The following is a 13796-nucleotide window of genomic DNA, read 5'->3' as shown; positions in this document are numbered from 1 at the left end:
ATTCTATCCTCAGGATACTCAGAATCTATCGGAAGAAATGCTCCGCCGCTTTTAAGTACGCCCTGCCTCATGACGTAGGCATAGCTGTCCCTGTCAGGCATTACAGCAACAATGCTCTCGGCTTTCGCGCCCTTGCTCCTTAATATAAATCCAAGAGCATTTGCTTCCTCATTTAGTTCTTTGTAGGAAAGCGTCCTGTCTTTGGCAACAAGAGCCTTCCTGTCAGGATTCTTATGTGCGGCATCCTGAAGAAGCCGATAAGCAGGTCTTTCCTTTACAGGAAAATCGCTATCATGAAGATTTTTTATCTTCTCTTCATCAGCCTTGGTGGTAAGGCATACATCGCCCAGACGTTCTTTATTCATGAACTCATGGGTGATATTGCCAAGCATACGAATCAGACCATCTATTGTATATTCTGAAAAAGCAGCCGAGTCATACTCACATTCCAAAGAAATATTATCGTCTTTCGTAATGACTCTGAGCATAAGTTGTGTTCCCGGAGTAATTGATGAATTACCATCAAAATCAAGGCATATAGTGCCTTTCAGGTTATATTTTTTGGCAATATCCTCATAACTGTCTTCATCACTTTCAAAGAAACTCTCACAGTGTTTGATTTCAGAAAGAATGGATTTCTTAGCATCACATATAAGCCAGACTGCAACTTTTTTGCCATTACTTATGCATGTAAAAAAAGCTCCTTCCGATGCAGTATACGACTTTAATGCCAACGCAAAAGCAGTAGTAAGAAAAGCCTGCATCTTAATATTTTTATCCTTGCAAAAACTTTTTACATTACAATCCTCTGCGAAATAGTGGTCATCATATTTTACAAAAGAAGATTCTACTGTATTGCTGTCTTTTACAGGTATTGTCTCTTCACTGCATCCTGTATATAATTCATCAATATTATATTCTTTCATGACTGCATCTACCCTCCATGCTTCAAGAATTATCTGCTTTTTCCTCTCCGCTAAGAACTATCATCAGTCTGCGTGCTCCAAGAAATTCTGATCTTATACAAATATTGGGTGCAAAATCGTCATCATCTTCATCATGCTCAGGTATATCTGAATTTGTCCCAATGTAATCCTTTTTAGATTTATAACGCAGGATTGCTGCCCGCAACCCATCATCACGCTCCAAGATTGTAAAACTGGTTTGCAAAAAAATCCCGGCAGGAACAGACTTCATCAATGGCATAAAGATTTTATCTTCTACCATAGCGATCTCTTGTCCGGTTAGAATGCCTTCCGCAGCGTGCTTCCAGTCATCAGCATTGGTCTTATCAAACCTGCCTCCTGTCAAAAGAAGCAGATTCTTTTGATGATATTTATATATTCCTTCGGTTAAATTGTTACAGAAAAAGCTTAAATAAATAAGGGCTGCAATACTGCCAATAACCGCAGCATACCAGGGTGCATCCATTCCCAAAAATGGATTTAAAAGTAAAATAAAGCCTATCGTTACGATTGACTGAATAATTAAGGCCAAAGTTGCTTTTCCTTCCTCCTCAATAGCTGAAAGATAATCAATTAAAAGCATGGTTATAAGTGTTATTAACGAACCTACACTGATAATGCGAATAGCAATAGGAAGGGACGCCAACATGACCGGATCATCTATGCCATAGGGAATGATCATAAGTTGTGGGAATAGGCACAAGATCGCAACTATCGGGAACAGCATAGCAAATCCGAACTTTGTCAGCATGCGCTTGACCATAAGCATTCCACTTTGATTCTGCTCTCCGTCATAAGCCGCTGCCATAGGATATATTGCATCAGTTGCACCGGCGATTACTATAGTGATCACAAGCTGAAGATTCTCTACTACAGCCGAATTACTTATTCCTACTGTTCCGGCATTTTCACGCAGTGCAAAATTCTGAATTGCAAGCTGTATTGAGACCATAAGATACATTACTGCCTCGGCACATCCTGGCTTGATTATTTCAAGATCACTAGGATCCGTTTCAATTTTTTTAATTGGAACAAATCTGCACAGTCTGTCAGATCTTCTGAAATGCAAAAGATAAACAAAAACGCAGCATACAGAACCAAATACCGTTCCAAATGCAACAATTTCTATTCCTCGGTGAAATACATATACACCTACAAAATCAATTAGGATATTTACTACAGCACCTGTAATATCACCAGCCATAGCTAAATTCTGGTTATTGTCATTTGCGAGAATATAATCTCCGGAAAAATTCAAAACCAAAAATACAGCTCCCGCCAGATTCACCATAATATAAATTTTGGCATATGGATAATTTTCAGGTGTAGCGCAAAGGAGCTTTAGCAGCGGATCTATAAATACAATCCCGGCAATGCTCAAAAGGAGAGAAGCAATTACCAACATGAGTATCGTACGAGTAAAAATCCGGGCAGCTTTGGCCTTTTCCCCGCTTCCTGAACATCTTGAAATCAAAACTCCGCATCCGATTCCTCCCAAAGCTGCAATAATATTGAAAACATAACCAATTGGGCCGGCTGTTCCGATAGCAGATAGAGCTTCCTCCCCCATAGAGTTTGATACACATACTCCATCAACTAATGGTGCAATCTGCGCAAATATCATTCCGACCATAGGCGGAAAAATGTAACGTGCAGCGCTATGCCTTATGAATTGATTTTCATACTTATATTGAATTTTGCTCATGTAACTCACCTATCCTATGATCATATTCCAAACAGCTGATAGTTCGTCTTTCCAATACAGGTTCCTATGCTGTTTTTTCTCATATATTTCCACCACGCAAGTATATATTCAATGTACGAACGCGTATTAATTTTACCATATTGTGTTAATTAGTTTGTTAAAAATAAATTAAATAGCCATCACTTGTGGTGCCCACAGCAGCAGGGTTTACAATTACTATGATTCGGTGCAGATTGTAAAAAAGAATGTCGCTTGCGACATTCTCGCGCCGAGCGCGGTTGCATTTATGCAACATCTTCCAATCGCGCGAGTGCGCTTCCTTAGCGGAGCGATTTTTTATATCATAGGAAGCAATTTCCTATGATATAAAAAAAGAGTTAGACTCAAAAGAATCTAACTCAAAATAAAAGTTCTGCTATTTCACGCAGCCTTTATAGGGCAACCCGAACATTTATACCAGTTTTACCTGGAACTGTGACATAAGGTTATGCAGCTGGTTAGACTGATCAGAAAGTTCACTGGATACAGCACTTGATTCCTGGGCAGTTGCTGAATTATTTTGAATTACCTCAGAAATCTGCTCGATACCCTGATTAATTTCTCTCATATTGCTTGCCTGATGCTGAGCCATGTCTCCGGAGGTTCTCATCATTTCAGCAAGCTCATTTACGGAATCACCTATCTCATGCAATGTAATCTGTGTTTCTGCAACAATCTCATTACCGCTGTCAATTTCTGCAAGAGCGGAACTAACAAGTGCGTGGGTGCGCTGTACAGCGTCATTCGACTGCTGAGCCAGTTGTCCTATCTCCTGAGCAACAACTGCAAAGCCCTTACCTGTATCTCCGGCTCTGGCAGCTTCTATGGAAGCATTGAGAGCAAGGAGCTTGGTCTGGGATGAAATAGCTTCAATACTGTTTGCAACTTCCTGGATTTCCTTGGAAGCAGCCGTGATTCTCTGCATTGCTTCCGTAACCTGATCCATTTTATCAGCACCGTCTTTTGCTACCTTCTGGGCCGCAATTGACATCTGAACGCCCTTTGCACAATCCTCAGCCATTTTTTCTGTCTGTTCGGTTACTGTACTTACTGAAGCTGTAAGCTCCTCGACAGCTGCAGCCTGATCAGTAGCACCTTCAGCCAATTCATTGGCGCCTCTGGACATGTTCTCGGCACCCTCTGAAACTCTTGCAGATGCAGCCTTAACATCATTCATGGTGTTAGAAAGCTTGTCTGTAATGGTATTCATGGACTCGCTGATTGGGCTGAAATTACCATGATAAAGATTCGGGGTAATTGTACCTTTACTGAAATCGCCTTCAGAAATCTCATTAAGCGAATTTGAAATGTCATTTACGATATTCATGGATGCACGAGTTGAGTTTTCAAGATCTCTGGCCAGTATATCAAATTCATCATTGGCATGGTAATCAATAGCTACGTTAAGATCGCCTCTGGCCATTTGTTCTGCAGCCTTCGCAACCTCGTCAACAGGCATGACAACGCATTTTGTCAGCGTGTTTTGGGCATTTCTCATGAATACGATCAGCAGAATTACCATGATAATACTAATAACAACCATTATTGTCATTATAACAATTGTCAAATCATATGAGTTTGTTACCTCATTAGTTACATTGGAGGTCATCTGCCTTGTGTTTTCCACTGTTTTCAATACTTCAGGCCGAAGCTCATCTCTCATGACCGCGTATATTTCATTTCCGTTACTAAGGCTTCCGTCCTCAAGTTCTTCAGCCTGTGCGTACATGGAGGCGAGTTTATTGGTTGTTGCTTCCATATTTTTTATATTTGCGTCGAGGGACTTAATGAGCTCTGTCTCGCCACGATATGCTCTTAAATTAGTAAGATCTTCTTTCATGTTGTTAAGCATTGTTTCATGGAACTCTACTATTTGTTCCTGTCTTGTCTCAGATACACGAGTAGCAAGCGCCCACCAGGCAGATTTTCCGAGATTCTGGTTGTGAATACGAAGAAGCCCCTGATAAGTATTTTGATTGTAATAGTTGTTATAAAGTTTATGATATCCTAATATACCAACTGCGATTGAAATGATAAGCAGGCAGAGAGATAAGCCAAGATATATGTATATGCGTGTAAAAGTATGCGCAAATTTCTTACCTACATTCATCTCAAGCAACTTGTTATCATCCAAATTAACCAAATTCTTGATACTCATTTTGTACCTCCTATCATATATTCCCGGATAGCAATTTTTTATAGCTACAAAACTATTATAGATTAATTATTTCAATAACTAATGGATTTTCTGAAATGTTTATTCAAATTTAATCCTTTTAACTTATTTATCCTAAGACAAAATTTCTGATAACGTATCAAGAAGATTCTTTATATCAATAGGCTTTGCTATATGCCCTTTCATTCCGGCATCCAGAGCTCTTTTTTTATCTTCTGCAAAGGCATTGGCTGTCATAGCAATGATTGGCACAGAAGCTTTTTCCTTATCCTTCAGCTTTAATATGGCTGCACTTGCTTCATAGCCGTCCATCACCGGCATCTGAATATCCATGAGGATAACATCATAGTAACCGGCCTTGGCATCTTTTACCTTGTCAACTGCTTCCTGTCCATTCTCTGCTGTTTCCACGGCAAAACCGGATTTTTCAAGAAGCTTGGCAGAAATCATTCTGTTGACCTGAATATCGTCCACAAGAAGCACTCTTTTACCGGTAAAATCGAGCTTGGCAAGATTTTTTTGCTTTTCGTCTTCGTAATTTTTCTTTATATCTTCTTCTGTCTGGATTAAAAATGACAGATTTACTACAAACTCTGTTCCTGAGCCTTTTTTGGTATTGACCTCTATAGTGCCTCCCATCAGATCAACAATGCCCTTTACTATGCTCATTCCAAGACCTGTACCCTGAATTGTATCTACAGTGGAATCCTTTTCTCTTTCAAAAGCCTCAAATACCTTTTGGGCAAATTCATCTGACATTCCTATTCCACTGTCTTTAACTCTGATTTCATATGAGGCTTTTGCCGGCTCTGACGTATTTGTTTGAATTACCTTCACAGAAACTTCCCCGTTTGTCGGAGTGAACTTATATGCATTGCTCAGCAGATTAAGGAGCATTCTGTTTAGTCTGTTTTTGTCGCAATAAACGTATTCATTTCTAATTTGTGTAGTATCGACCGAATAATTAATTCCCTTTTCGGACATCTGGGTGGTAAAAAGATCTCTTATCTCATCAAAAAATGCCTTTAGATTCAGCGGTGTCTTTTCCAGTTCTATCTTTCCGCTCTCAATCCTGCTCATTTCCAGAACATCATTGATAAGTGCAAGCAGATGGTGGCTTGAAGCTTCAATTTTACCCAGATATTCTTTTAATTCCTCATAGGAAACATTGTCTTCCTTGGCAAGATTTATATACCCGATAATCGCATTCATCGGGGTTCTTATGTCATGGGACATATTTGAAAGAAATACTGTTTTGGCTTTGCTTCTCTCATGAGCCTTTATGGTCTCTTTTTGCGCCTGTCTTTCACGTTTATACATGATGCTGTATAACTTTACCATTATGAGCAGGGAAAATAAGATCAGAGCCATTTGAATGATGATGTTTCTTGTAATAGCCAGGTCTGCTTTGATCATCATATTGCTTACGAAGCTGCTGGCTCTGTCAATGGCATCGGGGCTCATTTCCGCATCCTGCCTCTGGTAATAATCATTTATGCCGTTTACAACAGCCTTTGTGATATCATTGGTGGCATTCTTAACCCATATGAGAAGTGTAAAGAAAATCATGCACATAAATGTGATCCAGACAATCGGAGAATGCCCGAATCTTTTTTGGTTATCGTATTCAAATACAAAGCGGTAATACATAAATCCGATAACACTCCATATTACAAGGAGCAGATAGCTTTCTGTAGACATGGCACCGGCAGAAAACAGCATAAAATACAAAAAGATTATGACTGAAATAATGAAGCCCAAGATGCCTGTAAATATAACTTTTACGTTGTTTTCATATTTGGCTTCGATAGCTGCTGCGGATGAAGTATAGGCATATGCTATGATGGCACCAAACGTAGTAACATCTACGATCCAACCGATGGCGTTTCTCCCAAGGAATGGAATAAGTACGGATATTCCGGTGAGAGCCAATAGTGCATTTTGCGGTACATTATTATCATTCAAACGACTAAACCACGATGGCATTATTCCGTCTTTGGCCATTATATATATAAGCCTGCTGGCAGCTATAAGGTTTCCTACGAGCCCGGTCATAACCCCTGCAAAAGCTGCGATTCCAAGAATAATAATGCCTGCATCGCCCATTGCATCATGCGCCAGATGGAATGTCGGAAGGCCAAGAATACCTTTGATATTTGGCAGATCGGCGATATAGTCGACCCATCCTGTATAATTGCCGTGTATACCGGAGGATGCGATCAGAGCAAGAGCAGCGTAGCAAAATACCGATGACAGCAAGGCTACACTCATAATAGGAAAAGTTTTTTTGGGAGAAAAGCTAAATCCTGCAGCGGAATTTGAAATTGACTCAAAGCCTACATAAGCCCAAGGAGAAAGCATAACGATGCTTATTATTTGTTTTGCCGGGGAATTATCATTGGGGGCAAAATAGGGTCTTGTTATAATTTCTTTACTTTCGCCAAGACTAAATACAGCTATGGCACAGATTGCCACGCCCAGAAAAAGAGCTATGCACAAAAATGTTTGCAGATTTACAGCCAGTTTTTTTTCCTTACTGCATATGCCGTAAGCTACCAGAACAGCTGTAATTGAAAGAACTATTTCTACAAAGGTAACATCATAATCAAGAATCCGGTAATGGAATCCGAGATTAAAGGCATTACCAATCAGATATTTGCTTATAAGGCCCAGAGCTGAGGCATTTGCCCACATTATTGCCATATAAACAAGAATCAGATACCATGCACTTATAAAGCCATGATCATATCCAAAGGCCTTTATAGTGTAAGTTAAAGTTCCGCCGGCATCCGGATATCTGTTCATGAGGTAATGGTAGTTGATACCGATCACAAACATGAGAAGGGCACCGATAAATAACCCGAGTATTGTTCCCAGGGGACCGGCGATGGGTAAAAACGTGGTTCCCGGCATGACGAAGGCTCCCCAGCCCACAGCACACCCAAAGGACAACGCCCAAACATGTATAGGTGAGAGATATCGCTCTAATGCCTGATCATTTTTTGGGGTATCACCATTCATAGTTTGCCTCCTTACCGGTATCGCGAAATATTTATTGCAAAAAGGCTTCTCTTTGTGAAAGAATTTTTTTATAAATCACTTCATAATCTGTCTGTACTTTTGTTCTGAGGTTTTCTGTTATCTCGCTCACTGTTTCGTACAAAGGAGTGAGAGCAAGATTTCCTACAACTCCCTTTAAAGCATGTGCATCTTCAAACGCACCATCAAGATTGCCCTCTTCCAAAGCCTTTCCCAAAGCCTCAAAACGGTCATCTGAAAGTCCAAGTTCTATCATTTCCAGATAAAAGTCTTCCATGCCCATACATCTTTCCAGACCTTCATCAACATTTGCTCCCAATTCTCTTAATTTCTCAATATTCATATTCCTGCATCCTCGATAAAAAGAATTTTTATTATTTGCCAAAGCAAAATAATTATACACAATTCAGGCGACAAAATGTGTTATTTTAGTTAAATTATATACTTTTTATAGATAGTTTTTATTTTGTTCTGATAGAATTTTCATATGGAGGTCGGGGATATTTATGGCAAAACACAAAATTCTCATAGTCGATGATGAAAAGATATCTCTTCGCATGACACAGCATATTTTGTCCAGTGAATATGACACAGTCTGTGCTTCAAATGGAAGGGATGCGATTGAAATATATAAAACAGAAAGACCGAATTTGGTTCTTTCTGATCTTAGAATGCCTGAAATTGACGGATTTGAGCTTCAGAAAAAACTTCAGGATATATATGGAAAACAAATCCCGTTTATGTTTATGACAGCTGATAAGGACGATGAGGCTGAAAGCAAAGGATTTGCCATCGGTGCGCTTGACTTTATCAGAAAGCCCTTCAGAGCTGATGTTTTGCTAAAGCGTGTATTTAATATTCTTCAAAATGTTGAGCAGATACAGGGACTTCAGAAGGCTGCCACCACAGACTCAATGACCGGCCTTCTCAATAAGGCATCATCTCAGGAAGAAATAGACCTCTTGGTCAAAACTACTCCCGGAGCTTTGATGATGATTGATCTTGACAGCTTTAAACCTGTCAACGATATATATGGCCATGCTATGGGAGATAAAGTACTTATCCGATTTGCGGAAATAATCCGCTCATCCATAAGAGCAACGGATATTGCGGGAAGAATTGGCGGGGATGAATTTGTGGTTTTTTGTAAATCAGTCCTTGATGAGGACGTTATAGCCGATAAGGCTGCATACATAAATGAACAGATTCTTCTTTCCGCAAAAGAACTGATGGGACAAAGCATGAATATTCCTCTTGGGGCGTCAATCGGCTGTGCATTTGCGCCTGATGAAGGAGCTGATTATGTAAATCTTTATAAAAAAGCAGATAAAGCATTATATTTTGTTAAGCAAAACGGTAAACATGGCTATAAGGTCTACAGGGAGGAAAAAGCGTCATCAGGCGATGAGGCAGATGAGGCGACTGCGCTTAAATATGCAATGACTCTTATGGCTGAAAGATCCCCGGGAAAAGGAGCATTTAATCTTCCTACATCGGATTTTAAAAAGATATATCATTTTCTGTCGAGAGTAGTGGGCAACTATCACAATACCATTCATGTAATACTCTACTCTGTTATTCCGACAAAAAAGGATGTGGATCAGGAGGAAGCAGCAAATGCTTTCGTTGAAGTTGTTCAGATGTCGTTAAGACAAAGTGATGTTATAACAAGATATGGAAGCAATCAGGTGATGATCCTTCTACTAAAAGCAGTTTCATCTGATTTGGAAATTGTCACGGAGAGGATTGCCATGAACTGGGAATCCAAAGACATCAGTGCTCTTTGCAAGATCACATATGAAACGAGTGAGTTAAAATAAAGCGCCAATTCATCACGAATTGGCGCTTTCTACACATCTTTTTATGGCTTCAAGAACGGCAGTCTTGGTATAAGGTTTAGTAACATATTCATCAGCTCCGTGCTGGGCTGCTTCCCTGACTTTTTCGCTCTCGGAATTTGCGGAGAGCATTACAACTTTTGCCAAAGGGTCCCGGCTTTTGATAAGCCTTAGCAAATCTATGCCGTTAAGCTGAGGCATGGAAATATCCAAAATGGTTATTGATGGTGATAAATCAAGGAATTTGTCATATCCTTCTTTGCCGTTTTCTGCTTCACCGACAACTTCGTAGCCTTCTATTTCGAGCATGTTTCTCAATAAATTCCGGTTAACAGGCGAGTCATCCACAATAAGTATTCCTGCCATTTGATTCCTCCAGCCGCTAAGGCCTCAACAGAATTAGAATTTTCTATTTATTATACCATATTGCGTTTATCATTTTATTAAAAATAAAGATAAATTTTGAGTTAATTTTTTGGCTGTTCTCTTATCTGATTGTTGAAGTCAGAAATTACGATAGGAAAAGATATTGCTTTATGTATTCATCACTTTTTTCACATAAAGTAACAAAAGTTTCAAGTTAAGAGAAATAGAATAATTCTGAATATAATATATATCCATCTTAAGCTTATCCATGTCAGATGTTTTTTCTGTACTGTACACATCTGCATAGCTTATGATTCCGGGCTTGACCCTAAAGCGATAAGAATACTTAATATTATGCTTTTTTGATATTTCTGCATCATGAACTGTTACTGCTTTGGGGCCAAAGATTGACATCTTCCCAATAAACACATCAAATAAAACAGGTAGCCTGTTATTTACGTGGCTTAACTTGTTTTTTTCTTTACCTCCAAATGAATGCAATTCAATTACTTTTTCGTCTTTTCCAACACATTGAGTTTTTATTATGCTTCCTTTTTCAGTTCCCTTGGAAAAGACAAATCTGCTTATCCACAATGGAAATACCAATACTATCATAATTCCGGAAAGTAGACTATCCATAAGCCTTACTATACATCTGGTATCCCAACGAACACTGTATTCCTTTATTTCAAGCATTGGAGCATCAAATAGGTTCATCTGGTCCGATGCCTGAAGAATAATATCCTGGATGTCAGGAAGTATATAAACTCTTATGTAATGCCTGTAGCAAAAATCTACAATTTCATTCTTCGATACAGAATCCATCTCGCCAACTACTATACTTCCATACCATCTGAGGCACTCCTTCTTTATTTGCTCAATTCCGGAAGTCAGATTCATTGTTTTCAGTATATTAAAACGGTCCTTTCTAGAATCAAATTTTTCCCAAAGACTTGCCAGATCTCCATCGCTTATTATAAGAGTCTCACTTGGCGGAAAAACTCTTCTGAAAATTGCATCTGCTACAAAAGACCATATAAGTGCTGCAATAAACTGCCAAAAAACCGTTTTCAATATTGGTCTTACCGGAAGCAGCCAGTTTCTCATCAAAGAAAGCTGAAAATATGTAATAGCATTAGTTACGATAATAGCAGTTGTTTCTGAAGCAAATATATTGATAGGCTTAAAATAGCCAGTTTTAGTGGCTCCAACCTGCTTGGAACAAAACAGTAAAAGTGCAAAGTAAATAAACAGGATAAGAATATGCCCTTTAAAATACAACTTTAAACCCGCACCAAATACATATCCATCCTGGCTTATTCTAATTGCACTTATAGCAGGATAATAGCTTTCAAACCAAGTATATGCATATATTATTGTATTTATAAGAAGACCAAGTGTAGATAGCTGAACAACCGTAAATCTCCTGACAGATTCAAGATGATTTTGGAATGTATCTGTAACAACTCGCCTATACGTCGCTCTGAATGCCCACAAAAAAAGATAGATGGATGCAGATATTGGTGTAAGACCTGCATGATTTCTATATAAATTCCAAATTCTTTTAACGGCAGTGTTCTTGTCAGATGAAAGAGATTTGGCCGGCCTTCTGTACGTCACAAGTGCCTGATCAAGTCCATATGCTATAACTCCACTGCCTAATATATTCCACCAGGTTGCTGTATCTTCGCTTCCAATTTCAGGCATATGGCACAGCTCTTTATCTATTTTATCAGTATCAATCAGTACTGTAGAAGTAAAAATCACTGTTCGTGACAACGCTGCATTATAATCCAACTTTTTAGGAACATGAACGACTTTGCCTGTAGGAACCGCATTTTCATCTCCAAATTCGTATCCGGAAAATACAAAAGAAGCATCATGTTTTTGCATAAACAAAATCTCATTTTGTAATTTATCCGGATGCCAAATATCATCAGCATCCAAAAATGCAATAAAACGCCCTCTTGCTGCATCAATTCCATTATTTCTGGTTTTTGCAGCACCCGAGTTTTCCTTATTTTTCAAAAAAATAATACTCTGGTCTTCGTTTTTTTGCTCACTTTCAAATTCAGATATTATTTTACTTATAATTTCGTCACTGCCATCATTCGAGCAATCATCTACAAGTATGAGCTCCCAACTTGTATAGGTCTGCTCAATTACACTATTAATTGTCGCATCAATATACTCTGCTGCATTGTAGACAGGAACTATTATACTGACTAATTCTGAGGCAGATACAGCCATAACTTCCTACCTCCAATATAAACTTCTCTAATACTACCCTCATACTCGGGAAGTAGTGGTTTTTCAGTCAAAAAAGCCATCGCTTTGTAATTATGACAAATTCCCAGCATGTTTCTATATGTATCCAGAGAAACATGTGCTATCACCATAAATCCGATTTTAAACAGTTGCATATAACCAGTAATTCCCTGTAAATCATCAGATTTGAAATATTTACCAGATGAAAATATATTTCTATCAAGATGGTTTAAATCCATAAGCTCACTTGTGCTCTCATTGCCTTCTCCGACACATACATACTCGCGCGGACAAAAATGTCTTTTGAGCCAGAACTTCATAATATTCATCCACAAAATGTATAATACGATGGTTAAAAGACATTCAAATACCGCATGAATACTTGCACTACTACCCTCTTGCACAAACAAAACAGCTGAAGCCACCAGACCAATAGCAATTGCCACGCCCGCTTCAACTCTGATAAGATCATAAACTCTTCTGCTATACAAATCGTAGAGCTTTAGCGTAACTACAAATGTCATGTATATGGCAAAACTAATAATCATGACTATGCCTTCATTCGAGAATAAATTAAAGCATATCAAAACGCATGAAAAAAAAGCCTGCATCACTGCAAGCATAAAGATTCCAATCTTTTGATGATATTTCCATCTGGAATAAAACTCAGGACTCATAATCAACTCCAATTATTTATCATTTTTTGTAATTCCGTTAATTTCTTAAGATTTCATTAATGTTCTTTACATTCCATTTCAAATCTGCTACTCTTTCATCTACAGGTCATTTTCTATGACTTATTATTCACTTGGCATTTCGCCAGATTTTCCACAAATCATTGCATGCAGATTACTGGAAAAAATGATATATGAAAGGAACCATATGCAATCTCAAACTAACTATCAATTTATGTCTGCAAAAGGCAGACTTCCTTACAATATGACCAATGACTATATGTTTCGAATCGTACTTCAGCGTGACCGAGAAACCTTGGTTGGTCTCATCTGTTCTATACTCCACCTGTCAAGAGACGAAGTAATAGATGTAACTATTGAGAACCCTATTACCCCGGGTGAATCAATTGAAGATAAAGAATTTCAGCTTGATATTCTTGTATCATTAAACAACAACTCCTATATAAACCTCGAAATGCAGGTGCTGAACTATAACAATTGGCCTTTAAGATCACTATCATATCTCTGCAGAAAATTTGATAACCTTCAAAAAGGAAACGATTACTCAGAAGTAAAACCCGTTTATCAGGTAGGTTTTCTTGATTTCACCTTATTCAAAGAGCATCCTGAGTTCTTCGCCAAATATCAGTTAAAAAACGTCAAAGATGGCTTTCTATATACTGACAAATTTAACATCTTCGTGATAGAATTGAATCACACAAATCT

General features: G+C 38.5%; 10 protein-coding genes. 2 read left to right on the top strand and 8 right to left on the bottom strand.

Annotated elements, in window-relative coordinates; translation table 11 throughout:
• The 5 genes from BM146_RS16295 to BM146_RS16275 form a co-directional block, all read right to left on the bottom strand.
• Nucleotides 1-926: AMP-binding protein (locus BM146_RS16295; RefSeq protein WP_143087517.1), on the bottom strand; the 926-nt coding region annotated here is incomplete at its 3' end.
• Nucleotides 927-948: 22 nt separating this feature from the next.
• Complete coding sequence (locus BM146_RS16290) at nt 949-2670, bottom strand: MATE family efflux transporter (RefSeq protein ID WP_074891357.1); 1722 nt, start codon at nt 2668-2670, stop codon at nt 949-951.
• A 451-nt stretch (nt 2671-3121) separates the two neighbouring features.
• The gene (locus BM146_RS16285) at nt 3122-4867 is read right to left on the bottom strand and encodes a methyl-accepting chemotaxis protein (RefSeq protein ID WP_074891355.1); all 1746 of its coding nucleotides are present in this window, start codon (nt 4865-4867) and stop codon (nt 3122-3124) included.
• A 132-nt stretch (nt 4868-4999) separates the two neighbouring features.
• Nucleotides 5000-7906: an ATP-binding response regulator gene (locus tag BM146_RS16280; protein ID WP_074891353.1), complete on the bottom strand. Its 2907-nt coding sequence runs from the start codon at nt 7904-7906 to the stop codon at nt 5000-5002.
• Between the two features lie 31 nt (nt 7907-7937).
• On the bottom strand, nt 7938-8267 hold the full coding sequence (locus BM146_RS16275) for an Hpt domain-containing protein (RefSeq protein ID WP_074891351.1): 330 nt from the start codon (nt 8265-8267) through the stop codon (nt 7938-7940).
• A 163-nt stretch (nt 8268-8430) separates the two neighbouring features.
• Here BM146_RS16275 and BM146_RS16270 point away from each other — a divergent pair, with 163 nt between their 5' ends.
• Nucleotides 8431-9744, top strand: a complete 1314-nt coding sequence (locus BM146_RS16270; RefSeq protein WP_074891349.1) for a GGDEF domain-containing response regulator — start codon at nt 8431-8433, stop codon at nt 9742-9744.
• Between the two features lie 12 nt (nt 9745-9756).
• On the opposite strand, the gene BM146_RS16265 is transcribed toward BM146_RS16270, so the two are convergent.
• The 3 genes from BM146_RS16265 to BM146_RS16255 all read right to left on the bottom strand — a co-directional run bounded on the left by BM146_RS16265 (nt 9757) and on the right by BM146_RS16255 (nt 13073).
• Nucleotides 9757-10128, bottom strand: a complete 372-nt coding sequence (locus BM146_RS16265) for a response regulator (RefSeq protein ID WP_074891346.1) — start codon at nt 10126-10128, stop codon at nt 9757-9759.
• Between the two features lie 168 nt (nt 10129-10296).
• Nucleotides 10297-12378, bottom strand: a complete 2082-nt coding sequence (locus BM146_RS16260) for a glycosyltransferase (RefSeq protein ID WP_074891343.1) — start codon at nt 12376-12378, stop codon at nt 10297-10299.
• Complete coding sequence (locus BM146_RS16255) at nt 12354-13073, bottom strand: hypothetical protein (protein WP_074891340.1); 720 nt, start codon at nt 13071-13073, stop codon at nt 12354-12356. The genes BM146_RS16260 and BM146_RS16255 overlap by 25 nt, the downstream gene beginning before the upstream one ends.
• A 205-nt stretch (nt 13074-13278) precedes the next feature.
• Here BM146_RS16255 and BM146_RS16250 point away from each other — a divergent pair.
• Nucleotides 13279-13796 (top strand): Rpn family recombination-promoting nuclease/putative transposase (locus BM146_RS16250; RefSeq protein ID WP_177201709.1); only part of this gene is annotated, 518 nt, incomplete at its 3' end.

The organism is Butyrivibrio proteoclasticus (assembly GCF_900115735.1).
GTDB classification, from domain to species: Bacteria; Bacillota; Clostridia; order Lachnospirales; family Lachnospiraceae; genus Butyrivibrio; species Butyrivibrio proteoclasticus_B.
The sequence above is the reverse complement of the archived record's forward strand: the minus strand, read 5'-3'. Positions and strand labels throughout refer to the sequence as shown.

Excerpts from the sequence above, each read along its gene's own strand:
- BM146_RS16290 (WP_074891357.1), bottom strand. The coding sequence starts at position 2,670 with ATGAGCAAAATTCAATATAAGTATGAAAATCAATTCATAAGGCATAGC.
- BM146_RS16285 (WP_074891355.1), bottom strand. The coding sequence starts at position 4,867 with ATGAGTATCAAGAATTTGGTTAATTTGGATGATAACAAGTTGCTTGAG.
- BM146_RS16280 (WP_074891353.1), bottom strand. The coding sequence starts at position 7,906 with ATGAATGGTGATACCCCAAAAAATGATCAGGCATTAGAGCGATATCTC.
- BM146_RS16275 (WP_074891351.1), bottom strand. The coding sequence starts at position 8,267 with ATGAATATTGAGAAATTAAGAGAATTGGGAGCAAATGTTGATGAAGGT.
- BM146_RS16270 (WP_074891349.1), top strand. The coding sequence starts at position 8,431 with ATGGCAAAACACAAAATTCTCATAGTCGATGATGAAAAGATATCTCTT.
- BM146_RS16265 (WP_074891346.1), bottom strand. The coding sequence starts at position 10,128 with ATGGCAGGAATACTTATTGTGGATGACTCGCCTGTTAACCGGAATTTA.
- BM146_RS16260 (WP_074891343.1), bottom strand. The coding sequence starts at position 12,378 with ATGGCTGTATCTGCCTCAGAATTAGTCAGTATAATAGTTCCTGTCTAC.
- BM146_RS16255 (WP_074891340.1), bottom strand. The coding sequence starts at position 13,073 with ATGAGTCCTGAGTTTTATTCCAGATGGAAATATCATCAAAAGATTGGA.